The sequence below is a fragment of the Verrucomicrobiia bacterium genome, assembly GCA_036268055.1.
GTDB lineage: Bacteria > Verrucomicrobiota > Verrucomicrobiia > Limisphaerales > Pedosphaeraceae > DATAUW01.
This window is the reverse complement of sequence record DATAUW010000011.1, coordinates 1-15665: the sequence shown is the minus strand read 5'-3', so window position 1 is coordinate 15665 and position 15665 is coordinate 1. Positions and strand designations below refer to the sequence as shown.

12 protein-coding genes are annotated in these 15665 nt (G+C 56.0%); 2 read left to right on the top strand and 10 right to left on the bottom strand.

The annotated features are described in order from the left end of the window. Nucleotides 1–9: 9 nt before the first annotated feature. The 5 genes from VH413_04510 to VH413_04490 all read right to left on the bottom strand — a co-directional run bounded on the left by VH413_04510 (nucleotide 10) and on the right by VH413_04490 (nucleotide 5123). Nucleotides 10–756 carry a sigma factor gene (locus tag VH413_04510; protein HEX3797942.1) on the bottom strand — a complete coding sequence of 249 codons (747 nt, stop codon included), beginning with the start codon at nucleotides 754–756 and terminating at the stop codon, nucleotides 10–12. A gap of 72 nt (nucleotides 757–828) precedes the next feature. After that, entirely contained in the window at nucleotides 829–1242 is a 414-nt protein-coding gene (locus VH413_04505) for an Ig-like domain-containing protein (GenBank protein HEX3797941.1), read from the bottom strand. A 7-nt stretch (nucleotides 1243–1249) separates the two neighbouring features. Further along, the gene (locus VH413_04500; GenBank protein HEX3797940.1) at nucleotides 1250–4534 is read right to left on the bottom strand and encodes a protein kinase; all 3285 of its coding nucleotides are present in this window, start codon (nucleotides 4532–4534) and stop codon (nucleotides 1250–1252) included. A gap of 45 nt (nucleotides 4535–4579) precedes the next feature. After that, nucleotides 4580–4741: a hypothetical protein gene (locus tag VH413_04495; protein HEX3797939.1), complete on the bottom strand. Its 162-nt coding sequence runs from the start codon at nucleotides 4739–4741 to the stop codon at nucleotides 4580–4582. Nucleotides 4742–4787: 46 nt separating this feature from the next. Next, complete coding sequence (locus VH413_04490) at nucleotides 4788–5123, bottom strand: hypothetical protein (protein ID HEX3797938.1); 336 nt, start codon at nucleotides 5121–5123, stop codon at nucleotides 4788–4790. Between the two features lie 176 nt (nucleotides 5124–5299). On the opposite strand from VH413_04490, the gene VH413_04485 reads away from it, so the two are divergent. Then, nucleotides 5300–5500 (top strand): hypothetical protein, encoded by a 201-nt coding sequence (locus VH413_04485; protein ID HEX3797937.1) that lies wholly within the window; start codon nucleotides 5300–5302, stop codon nucleotides 5498–5500. Nucleotides 5501–5515: 15 nt separating this feature from the next. Here the strand turns inward: VH413_04485 and VH413_04480 are convergent, their stop codons facing one another. The 5 genes from VH413_04480 to VH413_04460 all read right to left on the bottom strand — a co-directional run bounded on the left by VH413_04480 (nucleotide 5516) and on the right by VH413_04460 (nucleotide 13383). Then, nucleotides 5516–7096 carry a hypothetical protein gene (locus VH413_04480; GenBank protein ID HEX3797936.1) on the bottom strand — a complete coding sequence of 527 codons (1581 nt, stop codon included), beginning with the start codon at nucleotides 7094–7096 and terminating at the stop codon, nucleotides 5516–5518. 30 nt (nucleotides 7097–7126) lie between these two features. Further along, nucleotides 7127–7552: a hypothetical protein gene (locus VH413_04475; protein HEX3797935.1), complete on the bottom strand. Its 426-nt coding sequence runs from the start codon at nucleotides 7550–7552 to the stop codon at nucleotides 7127–7129. Further along, on the bottom strand, nucleotides 7549–8091 hold the full coding sequence (locus VH413_04470; GenBank protein ID HEX3797934.1) for an RNA polymerase sigma factor: 543 nt from the start codon (nucleotides 8089–8091) through the stop codon (nucleotides 7549–7551). Before VH413_04470 ends, VH413_04475 begins: the two co-directional genes overlap by 4 nt. 308 nt (nucleotides 8092–8399) lie before the next feature. After that, nucleotides 8400–12284: a PAS domain S-box protein gene (locus tag VH413_04465; GenBank protein ID HEX3797933.1), complete on the bottom strand. Its 3885-nt coding sequence runs from the start codon at nucleotides 12282–12284 to the stop codon at nucleotides 8400–8402. A 154-nt stretch (nucleotides 12285–12438) separates the two neighbouring features. Next, on the bottom strand, nucleotides 12439–13383 hold the full coding sequence (locus VH413_04460; protein ID HEX3797932.1) for an alpha/beta hydrolase: 945 nt from the start codon (nucleotides 13381–13383) through the stop codon (nucleotides 12439–12441). Between the two features lie 966 nt (nucleotides 13384–14349). Here VH413_04460 and VH413_04455 point away from each other — a divergent pair. After that, nucleotides 14350–14871: a hypothetical protein gene (locus tag VH413_04455; GenBank protein ID HEX3797931.1), complete on the top strand. Its 522-nt coding sequence runs from the start codon at nucleotides 14350–14352 to the stop codon at nucleotides 14869–14871. The last annotated feature ends 794 nt before the right edge of the window (nucleotides 14872–15665 follow it).

Sequence of the window (15665 nt, the reverse complement as noted above, 5' to 3'; positions counted from 1 at the left end):
CAAAATTGTTTATCCGAACGCTCCGAGCAGCGTGCGCATTTCTTCTTCCACCTGCGCCGGGTCGGCGAGCGTTTGCGTGATCTCATCGCGTAAAAGCCCGCGATAGCGTTTGCGGAGGCGATGCACCGCCACGCGCACCGCGCCTTCGGCGAGGTTCAACTCCGCGGCGGCTTGCGCGTAAGGCACGGCGGCTTTGTCCATCGTGAGAAATGGCTTGAGCGAATCAAAGAGCCGCGCCTGGTCGCTCGCGTTGCATTCATCGCGCAAGCGGGTGATGACGCGTTCGAGCAAGGCCAGCGCCCATTCGCGATCGTAAATTTTATCCGGGCTCAAATCGTCCGGCACATTGATTTGGTAACGGCTGTCGGCACTTTGCCAATCGAGCGAGAGCGCGGGGGTTTCACCGCCGCGTTTTTGCGCGTGCGCGCGGTTCCATTCGTTCGCCATGAAATGTTTGAGCGAGGCGAGCAGGAACGCGCGGAATTTTCCCTTCTCGCTGGTGAGACCCTCGAGATAATTGCGCTCGAGAAAGCGCGCGAAAAAACCCTGCGTCAAATCCTCGGCATCCTCGTGGGTGTGGCCGCGCCGCCGCACGTAGGCATAGAGTGGATACCAATACGTGTGGCAAAGCTCCTCGAGCGCGGTATCGGCCTGCACCGTGCGGCCCTGTCCCGCCGCGAGGACGACCGTCCAATGCGTGGTCGCGAAGGTATCGGCGCGCGTGGGGACACGGGGCGTTGTATGTTCCGAGGTCAAGCGAGATTTAGTTAATGGCGTTGGGTTAGCGTTCGGCGGCTAAAAACCGCCGCTATAGGTGGTGAATATTTTTTATCTATCGCGCGTGTGGAACACGAGCAAATACGGCACGGACGGATGCCCCAGATGATCTTTGAAATTATGAAAATTATTGCTGTTCAACCAATACGCGTAAGTCTTGTTCGGTTCGAGCTTCACGCGCAAGGTGCAGGTCTTGTGTTCGGAATCGTATTTGGGTTTGCCGACGACTTCGGGCGTGGAATTTTCCCAGCCGGCCGACCAGCTCCAGGAACCGTCCGCCATTTCCTTGCTGAAGGTGACTTTGATTTCGGTGGTGCCCGCGGCGACGGTTTTGTCCCCGGATTCCGGGATGGTTTTGATGACGACCGGCGGCATGGAATCAATGTCCTGCGACGATCCGCAGGTGCATGAGATGGGAAGAATAACGCCGGCGAGCAGTAACGCGACTGCGGGTTTGGCTCTCATAACAATATTATTTGGTTTGATTGTTGTTGTCGGAAGAACGATCCGCATTGGCGGAATCGCCTGTGTGGAAAATCAGCAGATAGGGAACGGCGGGATGCCCAGCAGTGTCTTTAAAATTTTGAAATTGTTCCAGGGAATGTTTTTCAGTTACGGCAGCCAGATTTCGTTCGGCATCGCCAAGCTCTTTTTGGGCATTCTGCACATAGACATTTTGTTCGGGGTAGTTTCGACGAAGCGCATTATATTTTTCCTTGGCCGTGTTATAAACATTCTCCGCTAGCTTTTGTCCTTCAGTTCCAACCGCGGTTAAGCCATCAGCGGCGTTCAACCAATAGGCATAGGTCTTGTTGGGCTCAAGCGTGACGTTAAGGAGGCAGGTTTCGTGATCCGCGGCGAAGGAGGGTTGGCCATCCGTGACCGGAGTGGAGTTCGACCACGCATCGCACCAGCTCCACGCGTTGTTCGCCATCGGTTTGCTGAAAGTGACTTTAAGGGTGAAATGGCCCGGTGCGACCTCGCGTTCGCCTGATGCAGGCTCGGTGCGAACTACCACCGGCGGCGAAGAATCCACGCCGTCGCTGGAAGACTCAATGGAATTGCGGCCCTCAATCTTGCGCTGGGCATCAATGACGGCAGAGTCGAGGCGGGGATCGCCCAGCGAGCCGGATTCGTGGTTGTCTATTTTTTCCTGCGCCACGGCGTGAATCGCCCGACCGCGGATGCTTTCGGCTTTCTGACTGCTGCCGGTGGCGACCAGAATTTCTATCAGTTGCCGAGTCTGGTTGATGAAATTATTATCGGCGGTTTTGGGAAGCGGCGGCAGGACGAATCTCGATCTTGGCGCATCTGGATGTTGCCGGCGGAGGTTCTCGTTGCTTTCGTCCGTGCGCTTTTGCATCTGGGATTGCAATTCCGCCTGGCTGTCCTCCATCTGTTTTGCGCGGTCCCACGTCTGCTCAATGCTGTCGAACGCCGCGTCCGGATCGGGAATGTATTCCAGGCATTCTTTATAGTCGTGACGCTTGACGAGCAACTCCTCGACCTGCGGAAAGCATTGCTGGGCGAGGTCGCGATCATTTTCGCGGAAGGAATCAAAGACGTTCACCGTCTCATCTTCGTTCTGCAAATAATGATTGAGCGCGGCGAATTCCGTGAACAAGGCAGCATAGCCGCGGCCTTCGTAAAAATCCATGCGGTCGCGGTCGCGGATCTGCTCAATCGCCGAGTGCGCGGCGGGATAGCGGCGGCCAAGCTCATACCATTCCGTCAACGCGTAAGACAAGCGGACGCCGGAGGTTCCGGGATTGTATTCGAGCGCGTGATTAAAAAACCAAAGGTAACGCTGATGCGCCTCGGCGTATTTCCCTGCGTCCCTGAGCTTCCGCGCTTCTTCGAGAATCTTGAGCGGATCAATTGGGTCGCTCCCGGGCGGCGGCGACCAATGTTCGGTGACCGCTTCATTTTGCTGGTGAAAATATTGACGGCGATCATGCCAGTGAAAAATGGCGACGGTTGAAGCGATGATGGCCGCCAGTAGCACAATGCCGCCGCAACCGATTGCGAGGCCTTTCAGACATCCGCCGCCGCCGCTCGGAGGGATGATTCGCGCCGCTGGTGGCATCACGACCGTCCCGGAAGGCCCCAGGTCGGCGGGCATGGCGGAAATGGGCGGTGGCACCTGCGCGAACTTGCTGACGTTGAAAATGTCTTCATACGCATAGGCCAGCGCGGCGAGCGAGATCGGCACGGTGAGGAAAATCCCGATGCCGAAAGCCAGCAGCCCGGCGAAATTGAGCGCGATCAACACCAGCGAGAAGCAGAAAATTCTCCACCAGTGGTTGCGCACCAGTTTCCGGCTCAGTTCCATAGCGTCCCAGAAGTGCAGCCGCTTGTCGGCGATCAGCGGAAACGCGAAGATCCACGAAACGGCCAAATAAATTCCGGGCAAGACAAAACAAATAATGCCCAGGAAAGTCAGCGCAAACGAAACAAACCCGCCGAGAAATAAATGCAGGAACAGCGAGGAAAAACCGGAGAACGCGGTCTCGATGGTGACGGGTTCGCGCCGGATTTTCTTGAAATAATAAAGATATAAACCGCCCATCAGCGGACCCCAAATGAACGGGCTCAGGAAGGCGGTGAGGTGATTGGAATTCACCACGGAAAACAAGGCGAGGATGATGGCCGTGACTCCAACCAGCGGCCAGAAATCGCCTTTCACCAAATTGAATCCGCGCCGCAGGCAATAGCCGATGTCCACATTATAATCCCGCGATAACAAATCCGCGGACAGCGCGCTCGCGGCGGCAGCCGAAGGCGGGGGCGTGGCGCCGGGCGAGTTGCCGATGTTTTCCACGGCGGTTTTAACTTGGCTGGCGTGTTGATAACGGCGGTCAGGCTCTTTTTCCAGCGCGCGCAAAACCACGTCGTCCAGCCGGATATCAATCTGCACTTTGCGCGACGGGGGCGAGAAACGGCCCAGCGGCAATTCACCCGTCAGCATTTCGTAAAACACAACGCCGAGCGAATAGATGTCCGCGCGATGATCTACTTCCAACGGATGTTCCACCTGCTCGGGCGACATGTAATGCGGCGTGCCGATCACGTGGCCTTCGCCCGTCAGGCGCAAGTGCTGGGTTCCCTGGTCGAGCATTTTGGCGATGCCAAAGTCCGCGATCTTCACACGGCCTTTGCGATCGAGCATGACATTCTCGGGCTTGATGTCGCGATGAACGACGCCCTGGTCGTGGGCGTATTGAAGCGCATCGCAAAGTTGCGGGACGATCTGGAGCGCTTCCCGCGGCGAGAGGCGGCCGGAGAGTTGAAGCTGCCGGAGGTTCACGCCATCCACAAATTCCATGATGAAATAATGCAGGTTGCCTGCCACGCCGAATTCATGGACGCCCACGATGTTCGGATGGCTCAGCTTGGCCAGTGCGCGAGCCTCGCGGGTAAAACGCTCGGCAAAGCCTGGATCAGAACCGTCATGCGAAGGCAAAATTTTGAGCGCGACCAAACGGTCGAGCGAGGGCTGGCGCGCCTTATAAACCGCGCCCATGCCGCCCTTGCCAAGCAGGCTGAGGATGTCCAGTTGCGGGAAAAGTTTGGCGATTTCCTCGATGCTCGGCGGCACGAAAGCGGGCGAATCCGGCGCAGCCGTGTCGTTGGCGGCGCCTTGTTTAAGCAGGCAGGCGGGACACAAACCGGCGAGCGTGCCGGCGGGCAGCGGCGTGCCGCACTGGGGGCATTTCCGGTTGTCGGGCATGGGTTGGCTGGCTTCGGGTTCGATCATACACCCTACACAGAAGCGAAACCGAGATAATGTTACACGGCAAAATCACCTTTTTTCGCCACGCAACAAAAGATACAGACCGAGACTCAGGCAAATGATCCCCGCCGCCGCCAGCCACACCAGCCAGTAACGCCCGTGATGAGCGTGCATCGTCGTGACGGTGATGATGGTTCCGTTTGTGGTGACGAGGACGTTGGTGGTGTTCATCTGGGAGGAATTGCGGAACGGCGAATACGCCACAACGGCGTTTAAATCAGGACTTGTCTTTGAATTCGGCGGATTCGGCGTCGGAAACCTCAATCGGGTCAAAATCGCTGTAATCCGTGTGCGTGGAATAACGGGCGCGGTCGTGAGTGTAGCGGCGGCGGCGGGACTTAAGGCAGGCCCAAAGCGCAAAAACGCTTGCCACCCACAATACCAGTGTCATAAGCGCCGCCATGGGCAGCGAAATACGTTGATGCCACGCCACCGGAATGACGAGCAGAAGCGTGAAGACGAGCATGATCCCTGCGGCGCCTGCGATCAACGAATTGGTCGAGCGCGAGGTGGAGGAGCGTTTTTTTGAACGGCGTTTTCGGCGTCGGGACATGCAATAAAGCCCTAAAAGAAAGGCGAATAATGGGGTTATGAGGGGTTCGTTGTCAAGCCGCAGAGCAACCGGCGCGCGGCAAGTGGGAAATCGCTTGTAGGACTTAAAAGCAGTGACCCGTAAGGACTTAACTGAATAGCCAGCCACCCCGCCGCATGAGAATATGACGGCGACGTATGAGAGTATTGATTCAAGACGACGAGACACAGTTGTATGCGGGATACCTTGGCCGCTGGACGGATAGCGCGCGCGAGGCCCGTGATTTTGCCATGAGCGTCCACGCGCGCTCGGTGGCGCAGGCGCTCAATCTGAAAAGATTTCGCGTGCTGTTCTATTTTCCCGATCTGAATTACCAGATCGTCGTCTGCGAATCGTAAGCGCACCGCGCGAAGTTATTCGCCCGCGTAAGAGGGCCAGACCCAATCGCCCTCGCTGGGAATGGGGCTGGCAGAGTTTTCAGTTTTAGTTGAATTGTGAACGGTTTTTCCGCCGTCATCCGTTTGGTTCCAGCCAACGGAATACAAAGTGAAATTGCGGCCTTCGCCGGGATGGTAAATGAGAGGTTTTCCGTTGCAGACATCCATCGGCACTTGGTCGAGGAATTTAGGAACGAGCTGGTCGAGCGTGTCAGGGAGTTTTCCGTTGGCGAGGCGATAGCGTTCGATGGCGCAGGCGGCAATGGTTTCATTGACGCCGGTTTCAGCGATCGCAATCTTGGGGTAAAATTTCTCGACGCTTGGCAGAAGCATGGAGATGAGGATGTCATGATGTAACAGGTGTGCCATGGGGTTCTGAGATTCGGGTTTGCCCGCTTTTTCGATCTCTTTGGGGAACGCCTGCCCGGTTCGCGGGTCAAACCCTGGCAATACATATCTATCAAATCCTCGATTGTAAGACACTTGTTCCAGGTATATCCATCCCTTGGGAACAAATGAGAATAGATTGCCCAACTGGGAACTATCGTCGCTAATGGAACCCAGAAAACTTGGGTTGGCGCGTATATAATCAAAAAGCCGCACGCCGAAAGCGGCCCGTTCGCTATCCAACGATTGGCGGGCGTCCCGGGCAAAATCTAATTTTCTATATCGTTCTTCAAACTCCTGCAGTTGGGCGTCCGACCATTTTCCTTGCGCCAGCCCTTCCCATATCACCTGCCGATCAATGGCAAGTTCGGCGCACCGCACCAGTATTGAAATCATGAACGGTTCATGCGGAAATGCGTTTGCCAGATAAAAAATAATCTTCTCATCTGCCGCCGCGGCATCCGTTCGGTTCAATGCCAGGTTGGCCGAAGCCTGTAGCTGGTAAACCATAGTCAGGCGTTTGATCACCGCGAGATGCGGCAACAGAATAGCCGCGGGATCTTCATCATTGTAACCGATGTTGAAACGGATATACGGGCGATGGGATGCATCATTGATTTCGTCCAACACCGGCTGATACTGCGCCAGGTTATCCAAAACGATTTGCGCGGCGGCGCTGGACGTCAGCGAATTGGTTTGTGCATCCTTGAGATTCGCCATTTTGCCGGCGATGGCCGGAAGGTTGGCGAGATGGCCGGAACCGATCACGGACAAGGCACTCTGCGATGGACCGTTCAAGTTCCGATTCGTTGCGAAATTCATTATACGATTGTATCCGTTTGTGTCCCGCCAGGCACTTTGGCCGGGTTGAAGCGGTTTGGGATTGAAATCGAACAACGGCTTGAGAAAGGGCGTCATCGCGAAATTCTGGTCGTCGGGGACGGGCGCGGGGATGAAGTCGGCAAAATTCAAGTCCACCCCGCGCGCTTCGGCTTCGCTCTCGTAGTTTTCCCAGGCATGTTTTCCCCGCCAATCCTCCTCAACGAAAAAAAGTCCAACGAGAGTCGCGATGGCGACGACGCCCACGACGAAGCAGCCGAGCGTGCGCAAGCTGAACAAACGAAACGGACGATGATTATTACTGGCGGACGAGGAGGCGGATGTATCCATAAATGACCCTTGAATTAGGTTAAGACAAAGTTAAACGTAAACTTCCTGAAGGCGGGCGTCACTGCGCGGGCCGGGTGTGGCCGGCTTCAACCGTACCGGAGGCGCGGTGGGCTCAAGCAACTGCGCCAGCATGCGTTGTTGTTCGAGCAGGACGGTTCGCGTCTGCGGGTCCACTTTCGCTTGCTCAGCGACCGCGCCGCCGGGCCGCGAATTTACTGTCAAACTCATGCCGATGATTACCAGCCACGCCGAGGCGATGCCGATCCAGATTTTTCGCCACGGCAAAACGGCTTCACTCCAGAAATACTTCAGCCATGAATGCGCGAGCGCGCGGGTAGAAGTTTTTTGTCGCGAGGATTCGCGGGCGTACTCGGCGAGAGGTTGCGCGTCGAGCTGGCTGAGCTTCGCCTCGGCGTCGCGATGTTTTTCAAAAAGAATTTCGCGGGGAGTTTTCATCGTTGATCCTCCAGTAATTTCTTAAATGCCTTGCGCGCATAATAAAGGCGGGATTTGACCGTGCCCAGCGGCGTGGCCGTGATGCGCGCGATTTCTTCGAGCGAAAAATCCTCGACGAAATGCAGCAGCACCACCGCGCGATGCGGCGGGGCGAGTTGATCCAGCAATTTCATAAACTCGCGCTCCTGTTCTTCCCGGACGAGCAATTCCATCGGGCCAAGGTCGGCGTCTTCCAAAGTTTCGTCATCCCGTTCGATGGCGATTTCCACCGGATTTTTCTTGCGCCAGAGTTGCGCGCATTTTTGGTGAGCGATATTGAAAAGCCACGAGCCGAATTTATCGTCGTCGCGCAGCGTGGCGATGTGGCGCGCGGCGTTGATGAACGATTCCTGGACGATGTCGAGGCTCGCCTGCTCATTATGCACCAATTCAAAAACATAAGTGTAGAGGGGCAGGCGGTAGCGCGCGAGCAGGGCGTTCCAGGCGTCCGGCTCGCCGGCCCTGGCTTCCCGCACGGGCAGTTGTTCGTTTTGAGCCACCACCAGCATCTACACCCAGTAGAATGCAAAAGGCGAGAAAAGGTTCAACTGATCGAAAACACTATTTGAACCGCGGAGGCGCGGAGGCGCGGAGAGAGGCAAAGAGGTTAGCCACGGATGGAACACGGAATTAAACACCGATGGGGAAGCGTAAAGCTTTTGCGGATGAACTTTCGTCAAATAAACGCCGTGCGATCACCCAACTGGGCGGGCGAGCGTACTGGCGAGCCGTGACATGATTGGTGTGTTTAAAATCACCGTAAATATGGGGCTCGCGAGTACGCTCGCCCTCCCGGTTGAGGTTCGGCTCAAACCAATTTTGCGCTGCCGTCCAGACAATCGCGGATCGCTTGCGCGAGTTTGCGCGGGTGGTATGGCTTCTGAAGAAAATTCAAGCCTTCCTGAAGTACCATGTCCGTGCCGACCATCGCGAGGCTGTAGCCGCTGCAATAAATTATTTTCAACTCCGGTTTTTCAGCGAGCAATTTTTTCCCAAGTTCCTGCCCGCTCAGGCCGTGCGGCATGACCATATCCGTCAGCAAAAGTTGTATCTCGTCCTTGTGCGTTTCCCAGACGGACAACGCCGCCACGCCGGACACCGCTTCGAGCACGCGATAACCGTATCGTTCCAAAACGCTGCGCACGAGCACGCGCAAGGGCGGTTCGTCTTCGACCACCAAAATCGTTTCTTTGCCGCCGTGGACTTTGGGCTCGGCGGGAATTGCCCCGGCGGCGCCAGCGCGCGCGCCCTTGACCACCGGTAGAAATATTTGAAACACCGTTTCCGTGTTCAGCGTGCTTGATGCCGTGATCCAGCCGTGATGCTGCTGCACGATGCCATAGACCGTCGCCAGTCCGAGGCCAGTGCCTTTGCCAATATCTTTCGTAGTGAAAAACGGCTCGAAGATATGCGGCAAAATTTCCGGCGGGATGCCTGTGCCGGTATCCTTCACCGTCAGTCGCACGTAATCGCCGGGCGTGGCTTCCGGTTTTAATTCCGCATAAGCCCGGTCCACTGTGGCGAGCGACGTGTTGATAAAAAGTTTGCCGCCTTTGGGCATGGCATCGCGCGCGTTGATCGAGAGATTCAACAAAATCTGTTCCATCATGCCGGGGTCGGCGTGGATCAACGGCAGGCTCGGTGTGTAACTGACCTGCAACGAAATGTCTTCGCCGAGCAGGCGGCGCAACATTTTCGTCATGTTGTTCACCACGTCGTTGAAATCGAGATTTTTCGGCTGGATGATCTGGCGGCGGCTGAACGTGAGCAACTGCCGCGTGAGATTCGCGGCGCGCTCGGCCGCCAGGCCGATTTGTTGCGCCGAGTCCTTCGCATCTCCCGTCAGGCTGGGGCTCATCGAGAGCAAGGAGCCGTGCCCCTGAATCACCGTCAAAATATTATTGAAATCATGCGCGATGCCGCCGGCCAGTTGCCCGACCGATTCCATCTTTTGCGCCTGCCGCAACTGCGCTTCGAGATTTTGCCGGTCGGTCACGTCGCCCGCGTAACAATGCACGACGCCGATTGTCTGGATCGGAAAAAACGACCAGGAGATCGTGCGGTTTTGGATGACGGTTTGAATGCGTAATTTGTTCGTCCCCGTCATCAGGCATTCCTTGACGAAAGCAGCCGTCTCCGGCGGGAGAAATTCCGATGGATCATTTTTTCCGAGCGATTGCGCCATCTGGCGCGCGGCCTCGTTGAAATAATTGATCGTGCCGTCGGGCGCGAGTTCCATCACGGGATTCGGATTGAACTGCGGGAACGCCGCGAGCTTTTGGTTTTCCACTTCGGCGCGGATGCGTTCGAGCGCGCCGCCGCAATGATCGCCCAGCGCCTGCAACGTCTCGAGATCGTTCTTCGTGTAAGCGTTCTGGCAATAGCTATGGATGGAAAATACGCCGATGATTTTCGCGCCGTTGCGGACGGGTACATACAAAGCTGAAGCCGAGGCGCGGTTTTCATCGCCGAACGGATGCGTCTCACCGGGTTTAATCTCCGGCGAATCGCGCAAGATCAACTGCGCGCCTTTTTCGAGCACCGCGCGCATGCGCGGGCTGGGCGCGAACGCGCGGTTGGACGGCGCAATGGCGCAACGCTCGCCATTGATCAGATCCATGTTGAAGATGCTCTTGAAACTTTCAAGGTCCCCCGAACAAAGCAAAAGGTTGCAGGCATCCCAGCCGAAAAGTTTGTCCGCCACATCCGCGATGATCTGGGCGGCGTCCTGCGCACTGGTCGCGGAGCTGAGGCGTTGCCCGAGTTTCGCGAAAGAGTGGCTGAGATTTTCCGCGCGCTTGCGCTCAGTGATGTCAAGCACCGTGCCGAGCAGGCGGATGGGCACGCCGCGCTCGTCGAGAATGACCTCGGCTTGTTCGTTCACCGTTTTGATTTCGCCGCCGGGTAAAATAATCCGGTGATCCACGCCGTAAGGCTTGCCGGTCTTGAGAGTTTCGGCGACGGATTGGCGGACGGTTTCGCGGTCGTCGGGATGAACGCAGCTATAAAATAATTCGTTCGTGCAGGCATGCTCGGCGCGATTCAAACCGAAGATGCGATACGTCTCATCCGACCACGCGAGCGCGCGGTTGCGCAAATCGAGTTCCCAATTTCCCAGCCGCGCGATGCGTTGCGCGCGCGCCAGGCCGGCTTCGCTTTTTCGCAAAGCTTGTTCGGCGCGCTTGCGGGAAGTGATGTCGCGCATGACCACTTGAAACGCTTGCTTGCCGCGATAAATAAAAGGCGTCGCGGTCGCCTCCACGTCCACCAAGCCACCGTCCACACGGATCAATTTTATTTCGTGCAACGGCACGTCTTCGCCCGCGTGAAGCAGCTTGAGATGATCCTGGACGACCTCATGATAATCGGGATGGATGATGTCGAAAATTCCTTTGCCGATAATTTGTCCCTGCGTGCGCGCACCGGTGACGGCGATGGCCGCGCTGTTGAGGTAAACATATTTTCCCTCGCACTGGATGAAGATGCCATCGGGCGAAAGCTCGACCAGCTTGCGGTAATTTTCCTCGCTCTCGCGCAACGCGGCTTCGGCTTGTTTGCGGCCCGTGATGTCACGCGAGATGGATGAGGCGCCGATGATTTTTCCCGAGACGTCCTTGATGGGCGAAGTCGTCATCGAGACGTGGATGATCGAACCGTCCTTGCGGATGCGCGTGGTCTCGAAATTGTCAATGTGTTCGCCTTGCTTGATGCGTTCGAGGATGCGCTCAAATTCGCGCTCGCGGTCGGGCGGTAAAATGATGGAGGCAGAGCGGCCGTTGGCTTCCTGCGCGGTGAAACCATAGACGCGTTCGGCGGCGGGATTCCAACTGAAGATGACGCCGTCGAAAGTTTTGCTGATGATGGCGTCGTTGGAAAATTCCACGATCGCGGCGTTTTGCAGATGCGCTTCCTCGACGCGCTGGCGTTCGGTAATGTCCTCGATCATCACGAGCGAGAATTGCGGCTTGCCATTGGCTTCGCGCACGATCGAGACCGTGAGCCGACCCCAAAGGATGCGCCCGTCCTTGCGCACGAAACGCTTTTCGACCTGGAAAAATTCCGTGTCGCCCGAAAGCAGCCGATCATACTGCGCACGGTCTTCGCGATGGTCGCGGGTGTGGGTGAAATCCTGCCGCGTGAGCGTCTGCAATTCCGTCCCCGTGTAACCGAGCATTTGCTGAAGCGCAGTATTCGTCTCGATGATGTGACCGTCGAGATCCTCGACCGCGATGCCCGTGCTCGCGCCTTCAAAGATCGCGCGAAAACGCGATTCACTGTGGCGAAGCGATTCCTCGGCCTGGCGGCGATGGCGGGAATTTTCGACTTCGCGCAACGCCCGCTGCACCGCGGGCAGCAACTTGGCGAGATTATTTTTCGGCACGTAATCCACCGCGCCGTCGTGGATCATCTCGACGAGCCGCTCTTCACCGATGCTTCCCGAAATGGAGATGAAAGGAATTTCCGCGCAACGCGCACGCACCAGGCGCAACGCCTTTGGCCCGCTGTACGTCGGCAAATTATAATCCGACAGGATGAGATCCGGCAGCGGGTCCTTCAAGGCCGCGGTGAATTCCTCCTCGTTCTGCGCGCGCAAAATTTCCAGCGCCGGAAAAGCTTTGCGCAATTCACCTTGGACCAACTCCGCGTCCAGGTGGCAATCTTCCAGCATGAGGATGCGCAGCGGTTTGCTCATGGTGATAAGCAACCCGTGACCCGGCCACTCTTGAAATGGAGTCGCCGGCCATTCCGCGCACCCGGAATTTGCCGCAAGTAGGTCAATTTATTTTCGGTTAACGTCGTCTCGTCAAAAGCCTTTTGCGCGCGCAATCCCGCCAAATACGCGCGCGTCAGTTTTTCGCCTTCTCGATGAACTTCAAATCATTTGCCCACTCCAGAAAGCGATACTGCCAAGTACCCATCGGAATTCCACCGCGACGGCTTAACGACCCCGCATGACCCCCATGTCCGTAAATATGCAACTCCACCGGAACTTTATCGTTAAACATCGCATTATAATAATCTACAGTTTCCTTCGCGTGAAAAGCGTCATCAATCCCCGCGCTCATCAGAAAGCTCGGCGGCATATCCTTCGGCATGTGGCTATAATCCAAGTCCCCGCGCCAGCCCGCATACACCAACACCACATAATCCGGCCGATCACTCTCCCTCTCAATGGGATCTGCGGCACTCGCGTTACCGTTATCGAAATTAAGCGCCAACCGCGCCGCCTGCTCGCCGCCCGCCGAGAACCCCATGAACCCAATCTTATGCGGGTCAATATTCCACTCCTTGGCATTCGCCCGGACCATCCGCATCGACCGCTCGCTATCCGCCAGCGCATCCCCCGCCGACGTATAAGGCACCAGCCGATAACGCAATACGAATGCGGACACCCCGATGCTATTGAGCCAGTTAGCCACTTCCACGCCCTCCGGCCCCACATTCAACTCATGATTACCGCCGCCCGCCGCCACGACGATGGCCGAGCCGTTGGCCTTGTCCGGTGGCGCCAGATGAATCTCAATCGAAGGATTATTAATATTCGTGACCTTGATGATGTAATCCGTGCGGCCCTTTGCGTAAGTGATCGTCTCCTGCTGATCCAGGCGGCTCGCGTTCAGATTCGTCGAGTCCGGCGGCCAAAGCGTCATCACCTTTGCGCCCGGAACCAGCGGCAGCGGCAAGACCACCTCCGCCGCCCGCGAAAACATCGGCAACCACAATGCCGCCGCAAAAAAGACCGTAAACGCGAAAACAATTCTTCCAGATATAAATGAGGTCGAGGATTTCATAGCCGCGACCGTAACAACAACACCGAAACTTGCCAATCCCTTTGCCGCAGGAATAGGAAGAAGAAACTGATGGGTAAATTCGCATCACTGCTCCGCCGTCCGAAGTCCCGCCGGGCCGACCGATAATCGTCCGGGCGGGTACGATTGTCCGCCTTGTCCCGGGGAGCGCACGCGCCCTCGCGTGCAGTGGCTGGCGCCCCCGCCGGCCACATCTGAGAATTTTCAAAAATTCATCCCTTCCTTGGAAATTCAATCACTCAACTACCATCAGCGGGGACGGAACTGCTGCTCCGCTGAAATCCCTGCGGAGGGTGTTACGAATTGAAAAGCATCGCCCCTTGATTTTATTGATTGAAATAGCTGAAGCGCATTTTTTTGTCGCCAATAATCTTTGTGTGAAATTCAGGAATAGCCCGTAAATACAATAAAATGCCAGCGGTTTGCTTGCGCGATAAATAATTAAGTTCCAAAACTACAAATTTTGGACGTATTTATTTTGCGGACAATGAACTACGCGGAATATCGTAACACCCTCCGCAGGGACAACTGACGTCCCGCAGGGCGGGACTGCCGTTCCGCCGTCCCCTCCGGGAACCTCGAAGTAGGTTCCGCAACAAAGCCCAGGGTTGGTTCGTCCTCGAACCTACCCTGGGGAAAAATCAAAAAATCAATCTGCAACTTCAAAGAAGTTGTCCATTCAATCTCCCTCCCAAGTCCACTTGGTACAAAAGAAAACTCAATCCCTCCACCACCGCCCCCACCGATCAACCGCCCAAAAAATGGGAGGGAGAGCGTACTCGCGAGCCCCAATTTCCCCATACCCTCGACAACTGCGAGAACAAGATACTCTGAATTTTACGTACGAGGAGGAAAACGATGACGACCGTAAGATCGGTCGTTAATCCTTGTGCTAGGTAGCCGGGGCAGTGCATTTTAATTCTTGAAGTTTTAGGCATTGCCGCACGTATGAATTCAACCTCACCGGCCAGTTTCAAGAGAAGACGAACTCGTGTCGTGTTGGTGAGTTTAGTTGCCCTCATTGTCCTGGCGGCGGCGGTGCTTGAGCTTGGATGTATGTTTGAGTGTGAGTATCCATTCTGGCCAAGTCTGTGGCTGGCGAAGCAAACAAGAACGCCGGATGGCAGTCGCGTCACCGACCTCATCCGTGTTCGTTCGGGCAGTTCTTACGTCTCGCAATACTGGCATCACTGCACTTGGTGTGATGTCGTTTATCCACACGCGCCGCATATGGCGGTTAAGGTAACGATCAATGATGATGAAAATGACTTTCTCCTGTTTGATTGGCAGATGAGCCAAAGAAAGCTGCTTCCGATTACCGTTCACACCGCAAAACTGTTCCCGGAATTGAGTCCATCAGGGTACACGGTAAAGCCGCTGGGCGTTGGTCTTAATCCGCAGCTTTATCATAACGACGAACCGTGTCTGATTGTTGCACCTTTGGGCGGCGTTCAGGTCAATGTTCATTAACTTGAAACGCAATTTTCAGCGCATGCGCCTGACTGTGCTCATCCCGCAAAGGACCGTAAGTTTTCGTGCGCCCCGCCCCGCATTCCCGTCCGGGAACCTCGAAGTAGGTTCCACAACAAAGCCCAGAGTTGGTTCGTCCCCGAACCTACCCTGGGAAAAACCAAAAAAAATCAATCTGCAACTTCAAAGAAGTTGCCCATTCAATCTCCCTCCCAATTCGCGCTAAGCCCAAAAGAAAACTCAATCCCTCCACCACTGCCCCCACCAATCAACCGCCCCCAAAATGGGAGGGAGAGCGTACTCGCGAGCCCTAATTTCCCCATACCCCACAAAAAAATTGCCGTCCAGCCCGAAAAACCCTCGACCCACCTCCCGCGATCCTCCCTGCCATCCCAACCGCCGCAGGCTCATAGCAGGGCGGTGCTGCGCTCCGCCGTCCGAAGTCCCGCAGGGACGCCCGATCTTAGCCCAGCAATAAATTGCTGGGTTTTAATCCTCTCTCAACCCAAATCCTGCAGGAACAACCGAACTGTAGCAGTGGTCTATGATCGCCGTCCCGAAAAAATCCCACAGAGAACTGACGATTAACCTAGGGGTATAGTCAGTCCGAACCCCTGCGGCGCAACCGCGCCGCACCACCCCTTTCTCTAACCTGGTAGGGCTGCGCTGCCGCGCACTAGTGTCCAGCTATATCTATTGGAACTGGAATGACTTCTGGTTTTCCGGATAAGAGTTGTTTGAATGGTTTTGCGGGATTTGTTGTGCAAATAGTTCCGCAGCAGGTATTTGATCAA

What these genes read in the sequence shown, in the direction of transcription:
- VH413_04505 (HEX3797941.1), bottom strand. Translation starts at nt 1,242, where the DNA reads ATGAGAGCCAAACCCGCAGTCGCGTTACTGCTCGCCGGCGTTATTCTT.
- VH413_04500 (HEX3797940.1), bottom strand. Translation starts at nt 4,534, where the DNA reads ATGATCGAACCCGAAGCCAGCCAACCCATGCCCGACAACCGGAAATGC.
- VH413_04495 (HEX3797939.1), bottom strand. Translation starts at nt 4,741, where the DNA reads ATGAACACCACCAACGTCCTCGTCACCACAAACGGAACCATCATCACC.
- VH413_04490 (HEX3797938.1), bottom strand. Translation starts at nt 5,123, where the DNA reads ATGTCCCGACGCCGAAAACGCCGTTCAAAAAAACGCTCCTCCACCTCG.
- VH413_04485 (HEX3797937.1), top strand. Translation starts at nt 5,300, where the DNA reads ATGAGAGTATTGATTCAAGACGACGAGACACAGTTGTATGCGGGATAC.
- VH413_04480 (HEX3797936.1), bottom strand. Translation starts at nt 7,096, where the DNA reads ATGGATACATCCGCCTCCTCGTCCGCCAGTAATAATCATCGTCCGTTT.
- VH413_04475 (HEX3797935.1), bottom strand. Translation starts at nt 7,552, where the DNA reads ATGAAAACTCCCCGCGAAATTCTTTTTGAAAAACATCGCGACGCCGAG.
- VH413_04465 (HEX3797933.1), bottom strand. Translation starts at nt 12,284, where the DNA reads ATGAGCAAACCGCTGCGCATCCTCATGCTGGAAGATTGCCACCTGGAC.
- VH413_04460 (HEX3797932.1), bottom strand. Translation starts at nt 13,383, where the DNA reads ATGAAATCCTCGACCTCATTTATATCTGGAAGAATTGTTTTCGCGTTT.
- VH413_04455 (HEX3797931.1), top strand. Translation starts at nt 14,350, where the DNA reads ATGAATTCAACCTCACCGGCCAGTTTCAAGAGAAGACGAACTCGTGTC.